Raw genomic sequence first — 15727 nt, forward strand, 5'->3', positions numbered from 1 at the left:
ATCCCTCGTTTTGCTTGTTGGTCGTTCAAGAACTCATTGCGCGCGGCGGCGGGTCTTCATGTCGAGCCAGACCGCGAGAATGACGATGATGCCGGTGACCAGCGGCTGCCAGTTGGCGCTGACCGACAAGAGGTTCATGCCGTTCAGCACCAGCGTCAGGATCAATGCGCCGATGAAGGTGCCGAACACAGTACCGACGCCGCCGAACAGCGAGGTGCCGCCGATCAGCACGGCGGCGATCGCGGGCAGCGTCAGGCTTTCGCCGATGTCGGCCTCGGCCGAATTGAGCCGCGACAGGAAGATGATCGAGGCGAGCCCGGCCATGGTGCCCGAGACCGCGTAGACCAGCAGCAGGCGGCGCGCGACCGGAATGCCGGAGAGCCGTGCCGCGACCGGATTGGCACCGATCGCATAGATCTCCTGGCCCCAGACCGTTCGCTGCGCAAACAACGTTCCAATCCCGAGGAACACCAGCAGCAGATAAACCGGGATCGGCAAGCCGAACAGATAGCCGCTGCCGATCTGGCGAAAGCCGGCCGGGAAGCCGTGAAGGGTTTCGCCCGCCATGTACCAATAGGTGAGGCCGTTCAGCACCCAGAGCATGCCGTAGGTGGCGATGAAGGAGGGGATGCGCAGCGCAGTGACCATCACGCCGTTGAGCAGGCCAACGAGGCCGCCGCAGGCAAGCCCGGTGAGGATGCCGAGCGCCGGCGAGCCGGTCTTGTGGATCACTGTCCCGGCGATGCAGGCGGACAGCGCGACATTGGCGCCGACGGAGAGATCGAGGCCCGCGGTTAGCACCACCAGGGTCAGGCCGGAGGCGATGAAGAAGGTCAGGCTCGCCTGCCTGAGCACATTGAGGATGTTGCCGAGGCTCAGGAAGGAATCGCTGAGCACGGCGAGCACCGCACAGATCAGCAGCGCCGCGAGCAGGCGATAGAATACCTGGATCGCGTCCTGTGACAGGAACGAGCGGGGCGGCGCAATGGCGTCTTTGCTGATGTCGGTCATGCGCGGCTCCGCAGGCCGTCAAGGAAGAGGGCAACGATGACGAGGACGCCGACGCTCGCGACCTGCACCGAGGAGGGCAGCGAGATCAGGTTCAGCCCGTTGCGCAGCACGCCGACCGAGAGCACGCCGAGCAGCGTGCCGAGCAGCCAGCCATTGCCGCGCTCGAACGACGTGCCGCCGACGGCGACGGCCGCGATCGCATCGAATTCGAGACCGAGGCCCGCGGCTGGATGCCCGGAATTCATGCGCGCTGTCATCAGCAGGCCGGCGATGCCGGCCATGGCGCCGCCAATTGCATAGACCGCGATCAGCAGCTTGTTCGGTGAGAGGCCGGCGTAGCGCAGCGCCTCGCGGTTGCCGCCGAGCGCGAAGATATAGGTGCCGAAGCGGGTGTGATAGAGCAGGCCGTGGAAGGCAGCATAGGTCACCAGCGCCATGACGATCGGCACGGGCACGCCGAGAAGCGTCGCCGAATAGATGTCGCGCACACTGTGGGGGACGCCGACCACGCTCTGGCCGTCGCTGACGATCAGCGACAGGCCTTGCGCCATGCCGAGCGTACCGAGCGTCGCCACGAAGGGCGGGATGCCCACGATGGCGACCAGCCAGCCATTGGCGAAGCCGAAGGCTGTGCCGACGAGGAGTCCGGCACCTAAGCCCAGCAACATCGAGTGGGTTGCGAGCGAGACGATTGCGACGCAGAGCGAGGTCAGCGTCAGCACCGCGCCCATCGACAGGTCCAGCCCCTCGGTCATGATGATCAGTGTCATCGGCAGCGCGAGCATGGTTAGGATCGTCGACTGCACCAGCACATTGGAGAGGTTGGCAACCGACAGAAAGGCGGGCGCGATCGTGCTGAACAGCGCGATCAGCAGCACCAGCACGATGGCAACGCCGGGAACGCGCTGCAGCGGATTCGGTTGAGAGGCGACCGCGGCCTCACGCATGATGCATCCCCAGTCGCACGATGTTCTCCTCTGTCAGCTCATTGCGCGCGAGGTGCCCGGCGATGCGCCCCTCGCGCATCACATAGGCGCGGTCGCAGACATGGCAGATCTCGACCTGTTCGGACGAGATCATCAGCGCCGCCGCGCCTTCCGCGACAAGGCGGTCGATCAGGGCGAAGATTTCGGCCTTGGCACCGATGTCGATGCCGCGGGTCGGCTCGTCGAAGATGAAAAGTTTCGAGCCGGCGGCGAGCCACTTGCCGATCACGACCTTCTGCTGATTGCCGCCCGAGAGCAGACCGACGATCTGGCGCGCGCTGGGCGTCGCAATGCGCAATTGCCTGATCAGGCCGTCGGCGGTGCGGTGCGCGTGGCGCTGGTCGAACAGACCGCTTGGAAACAGCTTTCGCAGCGCCGACACCACCAGATTGTCGCTCACCGATCGCAGCAGCGCCAGGCCCTCGCTCTTGCGGCTCTCCGGGATCAGCGCAATGCCGCGGCGGGCGGCAAGATCAGGCTCGCCGGAGATAGTCTTGCCGTCGAAGACGATCTCGCCTGATGTCACGGGATCGGCGCCAAAGATCGCGCGTGCGACCTCGCTGCGACCGGAGCCGACCAGGCCACACAGGCCGACGATCTCGCCGCGGCGCACCTCGATGTTGATGTCCGAGATCCCGGTGGCGGCGCTCAGGCCCTTGACCTCGAGCAGCAGCTCGCCGGACTTGTCGGCAAAATTGCGCGGATAGGTCATATCGACGTTGCGACCGACCATCATGCGGACGAGTTGGTCCGGCGTGACGTCGGCCGGGCGAGCACCGTCGATGCGACGACCGTCGCGCAGCACGGTGATGCGGTCTCCGAGCGCGAATACCTCCGCCATGCGGTGCGAGATGTAGACGATGGAGACGCCGTCGGCCTTGAGCCGCGCGATCAGCGCGAACAGCAGCTCGGTCTCGCGATCGGACAGCGCCGCGGTTGGCTCGTCCATCACGAGGATGCGCGCGTTCTGGCTGATCGCCTTGGCGATCTCGACCATCTGCTGCTGCGCCACCCCCAATTTGTCGACGATGGTGGAGGGATCGATCTCGAAGCCGATCGTGCCGAGCACGCGCGCGGCGTCGGCCAGAATCCTGCGCCGGTCGATGGTGCCGGGGATACGGCCCTTCGGCTCGCGGCCGAGGAAGATGTTCTGGGCGATATCGAGATGGGGGACCAGCGAGAATTCCTGGAAGATCACGGCAATGCCGAGCTTCTGCGCGTCCGCGGCCGAGCTGATCGCGACCGGCTCGCCCTTGTAGTAGAACTCGCCGGCATCGGCGCGGTAGGCGCCGCACAGCACCTTCATCAGGCTCGACTTGCCGGCGCCGTTCTCGCCCAGCAGCATGTGGACTTCGCCGGGGAAGACGACAAAGGACACGTCATCCAGCGCCTTGACGCCGGGAAACTCCTTGCTGATACCGCGCAGCTCCAGCAGCGGCGTGGGGGCGGCGGGCTCGACGGCCAATGCGGCGGTGCTCATGCGCGCGCTCCGCCTGCAAAGATCTTTCCGGGGTTCATCAGTCCATCAGGGTCGAGCGCGGTTTTGATTGACCGCATCACATCGACGGCCTCGCCGAGTTCGTCGGTGAGATAGTCGATCTTGCCGAGCCCGATGCCGTGCTCGCCGGTGCAGGTGCCGTCCATGGCAATGGCGCGGGCGACCATGCGGGCCTGGAGCGCCTTGGCGCCCTCGACTTCTTCCGGCCTTGCCGGGTCGATCAGGATCAGCATGTGGAAATTGCCGTCGCCGACATGGCCGACGATAGGCGCCGTGAAACCGTGCTCGTCCGCATCGCGCCGGGTATCCGTGAGGCATTCCGCCAATCGCGAGATCGGCACACAGACGTCGGTGATCACGGCACGCGCGCCGGGGCGCAGGCCCAGGCCGGCATAGAGCGTGTTGTCGCGGGCGTGCCAGAGCCGGCTGCGGTCTTCCTGCGCCTTCGCCCAGGCAAAGCCATGGCCGCCATGGTCGCCGGCAATGGCTTGTGCAGCTTCAGCCTGCTCGGCGACGGAAGTCTCGGAACCGTGGAATTCGAAGAACAGGGTCGGAGCTTCGCGATAGCCGAGCTTCGCATAGGCGTTGATGCCGCGCATCATGACGTCGTCGAGCAGCTCGATACGCGCCACCGGGATCGCGGACTGGATCACGGAGATCGCGGTATCGACGGCGTCGTGCAGGGTGTCGAAGCTGCAAACCGCGGCCGAGATCGCCTGCGGCACGGGATGGACCTTCAGCGTGATCTCGGTGAGGATGCCGAGCGTGCCCTCGGCGCCGACGAACATGCGGGTCAGGTCGTAACCGGCGGCGGACTTGCGCGCGCGCCTGGCGGTCCGGATCACGCGGCCGTCGGCCAGCACCACCTCCAGCGCCAAGACATTGTCCTTCATGGTACCGTAGCGCACCGCCATGGTGCCGGAGGCACGCGTGGACGTCATGCCGCCGATCGAGGCGTCGGCGCCGGGATCGATCGGAAAGAAAAGTCCAGTGCCGCGCAGCTCCGCATTGAGCTGCTTTCGGGTGATGCCCGGCTGCACGACGACGTCCATGTCGCTGTCGTGCACCGCCAGCACCTTGTTCATGCGTGCGAAGTCGAAGCAGACGCCGCCCGCGACCGCAGCCGCATTGCCTTCGAGCGAGGTCCCAGCGCCGAAGGGCACGATGGGCATATTCGCGCCAGCGCACAGCTTGACGATCTCCGCGACCTCCTGCGTGGTTTCGGGAAAGACGACGATGTCGGGCGGCAGGTTGCGATAATGCGACTCGCTCTGCCCATGCTGATCGAGCACGCCACGCGCGACGCTCGCGCGCGGGCCGATCATGCCCATGAGGCGATCGGCCAATATGCTCGTGCTGACCCGCGGTCCCATCCTTGCTCCCTGTCTGCCTTGTTGTCGGACTCTTGTCTGGTCCGCGATGTTCAGCTTAAGCGGCTCTTGCGTTGCTAGCGACCTGCTTCAGGCCGAAATCATAGTTGAGGTGAAAATACTCGCTGTCCACCATGCGACCATCGGGCGCACGGCCGGGCGGGCACCGCACAAATTCGCGGATCAGGCTGTCCTTGACGCCGAACACCACGTCAGAGTCGAGATACTGGTCGCCGGCGACGAACACGTGGGTCACGAGTTGCTCGAAGCCGGGCGCCGAGATCATGAAATGCACGTGTGCCGGGCGCCAGGGATGGCGGCCCTGGACCTCCAGCATGTCGCCGACGGTACCGTCATGCGGGATCGGATAGGCGGCCGGCTTGATCGACCAGAAATTGAAGCGGCCATTCTGGTCGGTGTGGAAGCGCGCCCGCATCGCAAGATCGCCGATCTTGTCGAGCTGCTGGACGTCGTAATAGCCATCATCGTCGGAATGCCAGACGTCCACGACAGCGCCGGCAAGCGGCCGTCCGTCGACGGTCGACACCGAGCCGGTGACGAGCATCGGATCGCCTTCCATCGGGCCGGAGATGTCAGCGCCGTTGTCTTTCTCGGGCGACGCCTGCACGAAGAACGGACCGAGCACCGTGGTCTCGGTCGCGCCTTCCGGCACCGGATGGTTGATGGCGTCGACCAGCATGGAGACGCCAAGCGCGTCCGACAGCAGGATGAATTCCTGGCGCTTGTCGTCGCACATGTGGCCGGTGCGGGTCAGGAAGTCGATGCCGTATTCCCATTCCTTCTGGGTGGGTCGCACCTCGCGGACGAAGGCATGGAGGTGGCGCACCAGCGCTTCGCTGACTTGCTTGATGCGCGGATCGGTTGCGCCCGCGATCCGCTCCAGCACTGCATCCGTGATCGTGTTCTCGTTGAAATTGCGCATGGGTGTCTCCGCGATCAGAGTTTGGGCTCGCCAAGCCCGGACAGACGTTCCAGATGCTTGACGGTCGCGATGAAGTCGGCCTCGCCGTCGCCCTGTGCGACCAGCGAGCCATAGGTTTCGCGCACTTGCGCCGCGAGCTGCAGAGGCACGCCGACGGCGTGGCCGGCGCCGAGGATCAGGTCGAGATCCTTGGCCATCTGCCTGCAGGAGAAGGTCGAGTCGAAATCGCGGCTGCGCAGCGGCGCGGTCTTGTACTTCACCATCGGTGAGGCGACTGCGCTGTCGTCGAGAACTTTCAGAATGTCCTGCCAGCCGATGCCGCCCTTGCGCGCCAGCGCCAGGCTCTCCGCCATCATGGCGGCCGACACCGCGATCATCAGATTGACCGCAAGCTTGGCATATCGCGCTTCCTCGCCGGGCCCGAGATAGGTCTGGGCGCGGGTGAAGGCGGCGAGCAGCGCTTTTGCGTTTTCGTAGGCGTCCTTCGGGCCCGAGACGAAGCAGCTCAGCGCGCCGGTATGGACGATGCTGGCATTGCCCGAGACTGGCGCACGCAGGTAGAGGACACCGCGCGCCTGGGCGGCGGCATCGATCTCTGCGGAAGCCTCGACACTCACGGTGCTGGTCTCGATCAGGACAGATCCAGCAGCCATCGCGGCGATGAGGCCGGTGGAGCCGAGCAATGCGCCGCGCAAGGCCGCGTCATCGGGCAGGGACGTGATGATCGCGGCCTTGCCGTCCACGGCTTCGGCCGGCGAAGCGGCAGTCGAAATGCCTTGCGCGCGCGCCTCGTCGAGCCGTGCGGCACTCCGGTCGAACGCGGTCACGGCGTAACCAGCCTTGGCGACGAGCACCGACATCGGTAGGCCCATCTTGCCGATCCCGATGAAAGCGATGTTCTTTGGCGTATCAGTCATTGTTGTTGTCCTTGACGCCATCAGGCGGAATGTCCCTGTCGTTCGATGTCGTGCACCAGCCGCCGGCCTGATTGCACGAGCAGTTCCTTCTTCGCCTCCAGGCCGTCGGCCAGCAGCCGACCATTCCGCTTCTTCCACACGCCGCCGATCATCACGGCCTCGATATTCGCAAGGCTGGTCTGCATCACCACGGTGGAGACGGGATCGTGCACAGGTACGAGGTTGAGATCGCTGGCATTGATGATGACGAGGTCGGCGAGCTTGCCCGGCGTCAGCGAGCCGATCTGGCCTTCGCGACCGAGCATGCGGGCGCCTTCCGTCGTGATCCAGCGCAGCGCCCCGCGGACGGGGATCGTGGTCGTCGCCGGAATGGCGCCGCTGGTCTCGCGCGACTCCGCGTTGTCCAGTGCTCGCTGCATCGAGAGCGCAACGCGCGCGGCGGAGAAGAGGTCGCCGGCCAGCACGGATTCCAGATCGATGCCCATGGTCGGCCGCACGCCGCGCTTGAGCAGCCGTCCGGTGATCGGAAAGCCGTGGCCCTGGATCATCTCGTTCTCCGGCGTCACCGAGAAGGACACGCCGAGATCGACCATCCGGTCCAGCAGTGCGTCAGGCAGGTCGTTGCCATGAACGATGTTGGTGCTTGCGCCGACGAGACCCGCCTCGATCAGCTTCTCCCAGCCACCGGGCGTCTTGGCGGGACCGCCGCCTTGATGCATCGATGCGATCAGCTTGAACTCGCGCGCCAAACGGAAATCGTGCATGGCGACGTCCAGCGTCGAATAATGTGGGCCGAGGATCGCGAGCCCAAGCGTGACCAGGCCGTCGCGGTCGGCGAGGGGCCCCGCCAGCAGTCGCTCGATCTCACGGCGTGGATGCGGGATCTCCGAGAAATGCGGCTCGCCCGGTTTCGGTTCGGGCTTGGGCGAGCCGTGGAAGAAGGCCGCGCGGATACCGCTCTCGATCAGGCCGCGCACGGCGGCATCGGTATGATCAGGCGTCGGATTGTTGTGGCACCAGTCGACCAGCGTGGTGGTGCCTTGGTTGATCTGGTTCAGCGCGCCCACCAAGGTCGCGATGTAAATGTCCTCGGGCCTGAAGACCGTAGCGAGCCCGGCATGCATGCGGCGGAAATATTCCAGCAGCGTCCAGTTGGCGGCATAGCCGCGCAGGCCCGTCTGCCAAGTGTGCATATGGGCGTTGATCAGGCCGGGGATGACGATGCGGCCGGTACCGTCCACGATCTCGGTCTCGGCCGCACTGCCGCCGACGTCGATCGATGGACGCACGTCAACGATGCGGCTGCCCTCGATCAGCACGTCGCCGATTTCGAGGTCGCCGATCGTGTCATCCATGCTGATGATCGTGGCGGATTTGATCAGCGTGCGCCGCATTTTCAAGCCACCGCTTTGCCGGTGACAGGCGGCTCACCGGCCCAGGCGCGCGCGATCAGGTCGCGGATGGCGTCGCGTTCGAGCGGGCGCGGGTTCCAATAGGCGTTGGTGACCGCGAGATCCGCGGCCTTGTCGATGCCGCTTTCGGGCATGCCGATGTCGCGCAATGCGACCTTCGCACCCAGCCGCTTCGCCAGCTCGAAAAGCCCCTGCGATGCATCGGCGGCGCCGATGGCGCGGGAGATCCGCGCCATCGCGTCGGGCACGGCCGGCGCGTTGTAGGCCAGCGCGTGCGGCAGCACGATGGTGTGGGTCTCGGCATGCGGCAGGTCAAAGGTGCCGCCGAGCGTGTGGCAGAGCTTGTGATGCAGCGCCATGCCGACGGTGCCGAGGCAGACGCCGCACAGCCAGGCGCCATAGAGCGCTTCGGTGCGAGCCTCGCGATCGTCGCCCTTCGCGGCGATGGCGGGCAGCGCACGTGCCAACGCGCGAATGCCTTCTTCCGCCATCAGCGACGTGACGGGATTGGTGTCGCGCGCGTAGAGCGCCTCGACCGCATGCGCGATCGCGTTGATGCCTGATGTCGCGGCCAGGCTCGCCGGCAAAGTCAACGTGAGATCGACATCGTAGATCACCGTCTCCGGCAGGTTGGCGGCATCGCGCACAGTGGTCTTAAGTCCGTTCTCGGTCTGGCCGACGATCGGCGTCATCTCCGAGCCGGCATAGGTGGTGGGAATGCAGAGCTGGTTGATTCCTGTGCGCAAGGCGAGCGCCTTGCCGAGGCCGGTCGTGGATCCGCCACCGAGGGAAATGACGCAGTCGGCCTCGCAAGCCTTCATCGCCGCGAGCGCCCGCTCCGTGACCTCGACCGGCGTGTGCATGGTCGCGCCCGGAAAAATGCCGGCGTAGAGCGAACCGAGCGCCGCGCCCAAGCTCTTGCCTTGCGCCTCCTGCTGGGGCGTCGTCAGCACCAGCGCGCGCTTGCCGCCGAGCCGCTCGACCTCGGCCTTGGCGCTAGCCAATGTTCCGCTGCCGAACACGACGCGGCAGGGCAGGTTTTCAAAGGTGAACGTACCGATCATGCGCCGGTCTCTTTGATGGGATAATCGACCTGGAAGCGCCCGATCCGCAAGTCGCCCAGCGCCTCGCGCACGCGCAAATGTTCCGGGTGGGTGGCGTAGGCCTGGAGCGCAGCGTGGTCGGTGAATTCGGAGAACAGAACGACGTCGCAGGCGTAGTCGACATCGCTGACGTCGAGGCCGACTTCGATATGGGTGAGGCCGTCGATCCGGCCGCGCAAGCCCTCGAACAGGGTCTTGACCTTGACCCGGGCGGCGGCCCGCTCCGCGGGCGTCTCCCCGCGCAGCCGCCACATCACGATGTGCCTGATCCGGCCCGACATTTCCCTGTTTCCTCGCCTGCTATCCTGCTTGTGTTTGGTCCATTTTGACTTGCGGGATGTGGAAATAAAGCTCAATAATCGTAAGTCTCTTTTCCTGTTTGCGAAAAAAATGGACCGCCTGCTCCAATTGGAAGTGTTCGCCAAGACGGCCGAGCTCGGCAGCATGTCCAAAGCTGCCGAAGCCCTGCGCATGTCGAATGCTGCCGCGAGCCGCCATCTCAGCGCGCTCGAGGAGCGCCTTGCGGTCCGGCTGATCGAGCGCAACACCCGTCGGCTGTGGTTGACGGAGGCGGGGCAGGTACTGCTGGAGCGCTCGAGCCGGGTTTTGAGCGAGCTGGCGGAAGCCGAGGACATCGTCAGCGATCGCGCGCTGTCGCCGCAGGGCACGCTGCGGGTCACGAGCTCGCTGTCTTTTGCGGTGATCTATCTGGCGCCGATGCTGCCGGCCTTCCGCGCGCGCTATCCGAAGCTCAACATGCAGATCACCACCGCCAACCGCTACTCCGATTTCATCGAGGCCGGCATCGACGTGGCGATCAGGACGCGCGAGCAGGAGCCGGATTCGAACATTATCGTCCGCCGCATCGGCCAGATGCGGCGGGTGCTCGCTGCTGCGCCGTCCTATCTCGCAAGCTGCGGCGAGCCGGAGCAGCCGGTCGATCTCGCGCGCCATAACATGCTGATCTATAATCTCGCCAACGATCCCTATTCGCTGCGCCTGCGCAAAGGCAACGGCGCGCAGACTGTCCGCATCACGCCGACGCTCGACAGCAATGACGGGCAAGTCATCCGCGGCGCAGCACTGGCGGGGCTCGGCATCCTCATCCAGCCGCTCTATATCGTGCAAAGCGACATCGCGGCGGGCCGTCTCGTCCCGGTTTTGATGGACTGGGAGCTGCCGCTGCTGACGATGAACATCGCCTACCAGAACCGTGCCGGACTGCCCGCCAAGATCAGGGTCTTTTCCGACTTCCTGGTCACCCACATCCGCGAGCATTCGCAGCCGGGGATATGGATCGACGCGGCGAAGTGAGCGACATTTTCGAATTCAGGCGGCTTTGCAGAAGGCACATCCATTGAAAGCCAGGATATCCGGCACCGCATGGCGGCATGCCAACATCGGTCGGCTGCTCAACAACGCGGTGCGGCGCTTCGAAGGTCGTGTGCTCGAGCTGATGAGCGAGAAGGGGCATGACGAAACCCGGATCGCGCATGTCGGCCTCACACGCAATCTCGACGTCGAGGGGACCAGACTGACGGAACTCGCCCGCCGCGCCTCCATGAGCAAGCAAGCGATGGGCGAGCTGGTCGATCAATGCGCCGAGCTCGGCCTGGTCGATCGCATCGCCGATCCGACCGATCGGCGCGCGCGCATCGTCATGTTCACGCCGGCGGGACGCAAATGGCTCGATGCGTTCCGCGACGCCGTCGACGTTGCCGAGCAGGAGATGCGCGCCGAACTCGGCAAGGCCACGATGGACACGATCCTGAAGGGATTGGCAGTCTACGGCGCACAATTCGACACGCTCCACGAGCCCGATTAGTCAGGCTACTTGACTATATCGTCAGGCAACCTTACCATGCAGGATAATGCTGGTAGGGAGAAGCGTCTTGGAAACATGTCTGACGGCCTCGGTGCTCATCGTGGGTGGGGGGCCCTGCGGCCTGATGCTCGCCAACGAGCTCGGCCGGCGCGGCGTGTCCGCGATCCTGGTCGATGAAAAGCCGGGCACGGCATTCAATCCGCAAGCCAATGCGACGCAGGCGCGCTCGATGGAGCACTATCGGCGGCTGGGTTTTGCCGACGAGATCCGACGCGAAGGTCTGCCAGCGGATTATCCAACCGACGTTGCGTATTTCACGCGCTACACCGGCTACGAGCTGGCCCGATTTCAGTTGCCGTCGTCGTCACGCGCGGGCGAACTCGTCAAGGGCATGTCGGGCTCCTGGAGCGCGGCCGAGCTGCCGCATCGGGTATCGCAAAAATATGTCGAGGCGGTGCTGCGCCGCCATGCCGAACGGCTTCCCGGGATACGGCTCAGCTACGGTCATCGTCTGATCAGCTACGTCGAGAGCGATGACGGCGTCGTCGCCGAGATCGAATGTCTCGATGACAACAGCCGCTTTCAGGTCCGGGCCGACTTCCTGGTCGGGGCCGACGGGCCGCGCTCGATGGTCCGGCAATCGCTCGGGATCGTCTACGGCGGCGAAACCGGAGCGCAGCGCGACTTCATGGGCGGCCGCATGCTGGCGGTCTATCTCCGTTCGCCCGGATTCTACGCGAGTATCCCGCACGCCAAGGCGTGGATGTACAATTGCTTCAACGGCGACCGCCGCGCCTTCATGGCATCGGTGAATGGGCGCGACGAGTTTGCGTTTCACACGCAGCTTCGGCCCGATGAGGACGAAAGTGCGATCACGATCGACGAAGCCAAAGCAGCGTTCCAGCGCGCCTGCGGCGCGCCGATCGACTGCGAAGTGCTGTCGTTCCTGACCTGGACCGCCGGGCACGCGCTGGTCGCGAATGGAATGCAGCGGGGCAGGGTGTTCCTCGGCGGCGACGCGGCGCATCTGTTCACGCCGACCGGCGGGCTTGGCTACAACACCGCGATCGAGGATGCGGTCAATCTCGGCTGGAAGCTCGCAAGCGTCGTCAAGGGTGTGAGCCCGGCGGGGCTGCTCGACAGCTATGAGGTCGAGCGGCGTCCGGTGGCGCTGCGCAATACCGATTACGCGCGCCGCTTTGCCGACTCGCTCGGTCTGTTCGCTCCCGCGCCTGACATCGAGGACGCAACGAAAGCGGGAGGCGAGGCGCGGCGGATCGCGGGCGTCTATCTCGAACAGCACGCCCGCGCCGAATTCAACATCCCCGGCGTCACCTTCGGCGGGCGCTACGACGGCTCGCCGATCATCGTCCCTGATGGCAGCCAGCCGCCGCCCGACGCCGCGAACGTCTACGTTCCGAGCGCCTGTCCCGGCGGCCGCGCCCCGCATGCGTGGCTGGAAGACGGCGTCTCCCTGTACGACCTGTTCGGGTTCGAGTGGACGCTGCTCCAGTTTGGCGAGGTCATGTCCGCGCATGCGTCATTCGCCGAGACCATCCGGGCGATCGGGGTCGATGTGAAACTCGTCACGCTGCCGAAATCGCTGCGCGATCTCTACCAGGCGGATCTGGCTTTGATACGCCCCGACCAGATCGTGGCCTGGCGTGGCAGCGCATCACAGGCTGGCATGATCGAGCGCGTGCTCGCCCGAGCACTCGGACACAATGCGAGCGACAGCGCACGGCTGGCCAGCTGATCGACTCTTGCCGTCGCATCCGACCAGCGGCTGCGCGGCCAATAACAACAAGACAACAAAACGGCAAATAACACCGGAGGAGGAAACCGTGACGACAAGAGCATTGGAGCACTACGACGATCATGTTGCAACCGCCGCCACTGCCGGGCAGACGGCGAGCAGCCGCCGGCGTATCCTGATTGCCGGCACCATCGGCACCGCGATCGAATGGTACGACTTTTTCATCTACGGCCTGATCGCGCCGCTGGTGTTCGATCAGCTGTTCTTTCCGAAATTCGACCAGCTCACGGCGACCATTGCGGTGTTCGCGACGTTTGCCGTCGGATTTTTGGCGCGTCCGCTCGGCGGGCTTGTGTTCGGCCATTTCGGTGACCGCCTCGGCCGAAAGTCGGTCTTGCTGTGTACGCTGCTCATGATGGGACTTGCGACCATGTCGATCGGATTGTTGCCGACCTACGCCAGTGCAGGCGTGGCCGCGACCGTCGCGCTCGTGGCGTTGCGCTTCGTCCAGGGGTTTGCGCTCGGCGGCGAGTCGACCGCGGCGATCCTTATGGCGATCGAGACGGCGCCCGGGCACCGGCGCGGCTTCTCGGCCGCGGTGATCCAGGCCGCAGGACCCGTCGGTGTCGTGCTCGCCTCGTTCGCGGCGCTCACGATTTCAAGGCTGCCGGAGGCGGACCTGCTGTCATGGGGCTGGCGCGTGCCGTTCCTGATCAGTGCGGTGCTGGTCGCGCTCGGCGTCTACATGCGCCTGCGCATCGAGGAGAGCGCGACGTTCCGCGAAGCGAAGGTGACTGAAGTGGCGCCTGTGGTCGAAGCCCTGAGGGAGCACTGGCGGCCGATCCTCATCGTGTTCTTCGCCGAGATGGCGCAGACTTCCTATTTCTATCTGACCGCCATCTTCACCATCTCCTTCGCGACCCGTCAGCTCGGCGTCCAGAAGGACGTCATCACGCAGGCCGTGCTGTTTGCCAATCTCGTCGGGCTCGTTGCGATGCCCCTCATCGGCGCCTGGTCCGACCGCATCGGACGAAAGCGTCTGTTCCTGGCCGGCGTCGTGCTCGCAGCCATCTCGATGTTTGCATTCTACGGTGTGGTCGCGAGCCGTGACACGATGCTGGTAACGTGCGCGGTGATCCTCGCCGCGGGGATAATCCATCCGCTGATGTTCGGCAGCGAAGGGAGCTATTTCCCGGAGCTGTTTCCGACCCGCATTCGCTTCACCGGCGTGTCGATCGGAAAGCAACTCGGGACGGTGCTCGGCGGCGGCATTGCGCCGCTGGTCGCCACCAGCCTGTTTGCGCAAACGGGCTCCACCTACGCGATCACAGGATACTACGTTGCGCTCGCGCTCGCGGCGATGATCGCGCTCGGCTTCGCGCGTGAAACCGGCAAGTCGCGGCTGCTCGGCTGAGCTTGGCCACAACACCAGGGAGGTTTTCATGGACGTCAGTCTTCTCGTCAACGGGCAGGATCAGGCCGCTTCCAGCGGCAAGGTGTTCGAGCGGCGCAATCCGCTGTCGCAGGAGGTCGCAAGCCGCGCGGCCGCTGCCACGGCTTCCGATGCCGACGCCGCAGTGGCGGCGGCTTCTGCCGCATTGCCAGGATGGTCGGCACTTGGCCCGAATGCGAGGCGAGCCCTGTTGCTGAAGGCCGCAGATGCGCTTGAGGCCAAGCGCGACGCCTTCGTCCGAATCATGATGGCCGAGATCGGCACGACAGAGATCTGGTCGGCCTTCAACGTCAAGCTCGCGACCGGCATGCTGCGCGAAGCAGCGTCGCTCACCACGCAGATCGCGGGCGAGGTGATCCCGTCGGACAAGCCGGGATGTCTCGCCATGTCGGTTCGCCAGCCAGCCGGCGTCTGCCTCGGCATCGCGCCGTGGAACGCGCCGATCATTCTCGGCGTTCGCGCCGTGGCGACGGCGCTCGCCTGCGGCAATACGGTCGTGCTCAAGGCGTCCGAGATCTGCCCGGGAACACACCGGCTGATCGGCGAGGTTTTCAAGGACGCAGGCTTTCCGCCCGGCGTCGTGAATGTCCTGACCAACGCACCGGCCGATGCGCCCGCGCTGGTCGAGCGCCTCATCGCCAATCCTTCCGTGCGGCGGGTTAACTTCACCGGCTCGACCCGGGTCGGTCGAGTCATCGCCGAACTCGCCGGTCGCCACCTCAAGCCGGTGCTGCTCGAGCTTGGCGGCAAGGCGCCTCTGGTTGTGCTCGACGATGCCGACCTCGATGCCGCCGTCGCGGCGGTCGCGTTCGGCGCCTTCATCAATCAGGGCCAGGTTTGCATGTCGACCGAGCGAGTGATCGTCGACGAGGCGGTGGCGGCCGCCTTTGTCGAGAAGCTTGCGAAGAAAACGGCTGCGCTTCCGGCCGGCGACCCGCGCCACGGTCCGGTGGTGGTCGGCTCGATGATCGACGAGGCGCCGGCCAAGCATGTCATTGCACTGATCGACGACGCGATCGCCAAAGGGGCCGTCAAGCTCGCGGGCGGCGACCGGATTGGCACGGTCGTCCCGGCCACCGTGCTCGACCGCGTGGTGCCCGGCATGCGCATCTACACCGAGGAGAGCTTTGGTCCCGTCGTCTCGGTGGTCCGCGCGCGTGGCGCGGACGAGGCCGTGCGGCTCGCCAACGACACGGAGTATGGCCTTTCGGCTGCCGTGTTCGGCCGCGACGTCGCGCGTGCACTGACGGTGGCGCAGCGGATCGAAAGCGGCATCTGCCACGTCAACGGCCCGACCGTGCATGACGAGGCGCAGATGCCGTTCGGCGGCGTGAAGGGATCGGGCTACGGCCGCTTCGGCGGCCAGGCCGGCATCGCCGAGTTCACCGATCTGCGCTGGATTACCATCGAGACGCAGCCGCAGCACTATCCCTTCTAACCGCGCCGCAAGCGA

14 protein-coding genes are annotated in these 15727 nt (G+C 65.4%); 5 read left to right on the forward strand and 9 right to left on the reverse strand.

The window, feature by feature from the left end:
- Positions 1-33: 33 nt before the first annotated feature.
- From IVB41_RS17595 to IVB41_RS17635, 9 genes are read right to left on the reverse strand one after another with little or no spacing between them, the layout of a single operon-like run.
- Positions 34-1011, reverse strand: coding sequence for an ABC transporter permease (locus IVB41_RS17595; RefSeq protein ID WP_247407871.1), 978 nt, complete (start codon positions 1009-1011; stop codon positions 34-36).
- Complete coding sequence (locus IVB41_RS17600) at positions 1008-1958, reverse strand: ABC transporter permease (RefSeq protein WP_247433281.1); 951 nt, start codon at positions 1956-1958, stop codon at positions 1008-1010. Before IVB41_RS17600 ends, IVB41_RS17595 begins: the two co-directional genes overlap by 4 nt.
- The gene (locus IVB41_RS17605; protein ID WP_247433284.1) at positions 1951-3477 is read right to left on the reverse strand and encodes a sugar ABC transporter ATP-binding protein; all 1527 of its coding nucleotides are present in this window, start codon (positions 3475-3477) and stop codon (positions 1951-1953) included. The genes IVB41_RS17600 and IVB41_RS17605 overlap by 8 nt, the downstream gene beginning before the upstream one ends.
- Positions 3474-4868, reverse strand: coding sequence for an FAD-linked oxidase C-terminal domain-containing protein (locus tag IVB41_RS17610; protein WP_027569275.1), 1395 nt, complete (start codon positions 4866-4868; stop codon positions 3474-3476). Before IVB41_RS17610 ends, IVB41_RS17605 begins: the two co-directional genes overlap by 4 nt.
- A 55-nt stretch (positions 4869-4923) precedes the next feature.
- Positions 4924-5808 (reverse strand): intradiol ring-cleavage dioxygenase, encoded by an 885-nt coding sequence (locus IVB41_RS17615; protein WP_247433287.1) that lies wholly within the window; start codon positions 5806-5808, stop codon positions 4924-4926.
- A gap of 14 nt (positions 5809-5822) precedes the next feature.
- On the reverse strand, positions 5823-6725 hold the full coding sequence (locus IVB41_RS17620; RefSeq protein WP_247433291.1) for an NAD(P)-dependent oxidoreductase: 903 nt from the start codon (positions 6723-6725) through the stop codon (positions 5823-5825).
- A gap of 20 nt (positions 6726-6745) precedes the next feature.
- Positions 6746-8119: an amidohydrolase family protein gene (locus IVB41_RS17625; RefSeq protein ID WP_247433294.1), complete on the reverse strand. Its 1374-nt coding sequence runs from the start codon at positions 8117-8119 to the stop codon at positions 6746-6748.
- A gap of 2 nt (positions 8120-8121) precedes the next feature.
- Entirely contained in the window at positions 8122-9201 is a 1080-nt protein-coding gene (locus IVB41_RS17630; protein WP_247433297.1) for a maleylacetate reductase, read from the reverse strand.
- On the reverse strand, positions 9198-9521 hold the full coding sequence (locus tag IVB41_RS17635; RefSeq protein WP_247407882.1) for a Dabb family protein: 324 nt from the start codon (positions 9519-9521) through the stop codon (positions 9198-9200). Before IVB41_RS17635 ends, IVB41_RS17630 begins: the two co-directional genes overlap by 4 nt.
- A gap of 109 nt (positions 9522-9630) precedes the next feature.
- On the opposite strand from IVB41_RS17635, the gene IVB41_RS17640 reads away from it, so the two are divergent.
- The 5 genes from IVB41_RS17640 (at position 9631) to IVB41_RS17660 (ending at position 15712) form a co-directional block, all read left to right on the forward strand.
- A complete protein-coding gene (locus IVB41_RS17640; RefSeq protein WP_247433301.1) occupies positions 9631-10554 on the forward strand; it encodes a LysR family transcriptional regulator in 924 nt (307 codons plus the stop codon).
- A gap of 43 nt (positions 10555-10597) precedes the next feature.
- The gene (locus IVB41_RS17645) at positions 10598-11065 is read left to right on the forward strand and encodes a MarR family winged helix-turn-helix transcriptional regulator (protein ID WP_247433304.1); all 468 of its coding nucleotides are present in this window, start codon (positions 10598-10600) and stop codon (positions 11063-11065) included.
- Positions 11066-11111: 46 nt separating this feature from the next.
- Positions 11112-12821, forward strand: coding sequence for an FAD-dependent oxidoreductase (locus IVB41_RS17650; RefSeq protein WP_247433307.1), 1710 nt, complete (start codon positions 11112-11114; stop codon positions 12819-12821).
- Between the two features lie 88 nt (positions 12822-12909).
- Positions 12910-14235 carry an MFS transporter gene (locus IVB41_RS17655; RefSeq protein WP_247433311.1) on the forward strand — a complete coding sequence of 442 codons (1326 nt, stop codon included), beginning with the start codon at positions 12910-12912 and terminating at the stop codon, positions 14233-14235.
- A 28-nt stretch (positions 14236-14263) separates the two neighbouring features.
- Positions 14264-15712: an aldehyde dehydrogenase gene (locus IVB41_RS17660; RefSeq protein WP_247433313.1), complete on the forward strand. Its 1449-nt coding sequence runs from the start codon at positions 14264-14266 to the stop codon at positions 15710-15712.
- Positions 15713-15727 lie beyond the last annotated feature (15 nt).

Origin of the sequence: Bradyrhizobium sp. 44 (genome assembly GCF_023073095.1) — a bacterium.
GTDB lineage: Bacteria > Pseudomonadota > Alphaproteobacteria > Rhizobiales > Xanthobacteraceae > Bradyrhizobium.

What these genes read in the sequence shown, in the direction of transcription:
- IVB41_RS17595 (WP_247407871.1), bottom strand. Translation starts at nt 1,011, where the DNA reads ATGACCGACATCAGCAAAGACGCCATTGCGCCGCCCCGCTCGTTCCTG.
- IVB41_RS17600 (WP_247433281.1), bottom strand. Translation starts at nt 1,958, where the DNA reads ATGCGTGAGGCCGCGGTCGCCTCTCAACCGAATCCGCTGCAGCGCGTT.
- IVB41_RS17605 (WP_247433284.1), bottom strand. Translation starts at nt 3,477, where the DNA reads ATGAGCACCGCCGCATTGGCCGTCGAGCCCGCCGCCCCCACGCCGCTG.
- IVB41_RS17610 (WP_027569275.1), bottom strand. Translation starts at nt 4,868, where the DNA reads ATGGGACCGCGGGTCAGCACGAGCATATTGGCCGATCGCCTCATGGGC.
- IVB41_RS17615 (WP_247433287.1), bottom strand. Translation starts at nt 5,808, where the DNA reads ATGCGCAATTTCAACGAGAACACGATCACGGATGCAGTGCTGGAGCGG.
- IVB41_RS17620 (WP_247433291.1), bottom strand. Translation starts at nt 6,725, where the DNA reads ATGACTGATACGCCAAAGAACATCGCTTTCATCGGGATCGGCAAGATG.
- IVB41_RS17625 (WP_247433294.1), bottom strand. Translation starts at nt 8,119, where the DNA reads ATGCGGCGCACGCTGATCAAATCCGCCACGATCATCAGCATGGATGAC.
- IVB41_RS17630 (WP_247433297.1), bottom strand. Translation starts at nt 9,201, where the DNA reads ATGATCGGTACGTTCACCTTTGAAAACCTGCCCTGCCGCGTCGTGTTC.
- IVB41_RS17635 (WP_247407882.1), bottom strand. Translation starts at nt 9,521, where the DNA reads ATGTCGGGCCGGATCAGGCACATCGTGATGTGGCGGCTGCGCGGGGAG.
- IVB41_RS17640 (WP_247433301.1), top strand. Translation starts at nt 9,631, where the DNA reads ATGGACCGCCTGCTCCAATTGGAAGTGTTCGCCAAGACGGCCGAGCTC.
- IVB41_RS17650 (WP_247433307.1), top strand. Translation starts at nt 11,112, where the DNA reads ATGCTGGTAGGGAGAAGCGTCTTGGAAACATGTCTGACGGCCTCGGTG.
- IVB41_RS17660 (WP_247433313.1), top strand. Translation starts at nt 14,264, where the DNA reads ATGGACGTCAGTCTTCTCGTCAACGGGCAGGATCAGGCCGCTTCCAGC.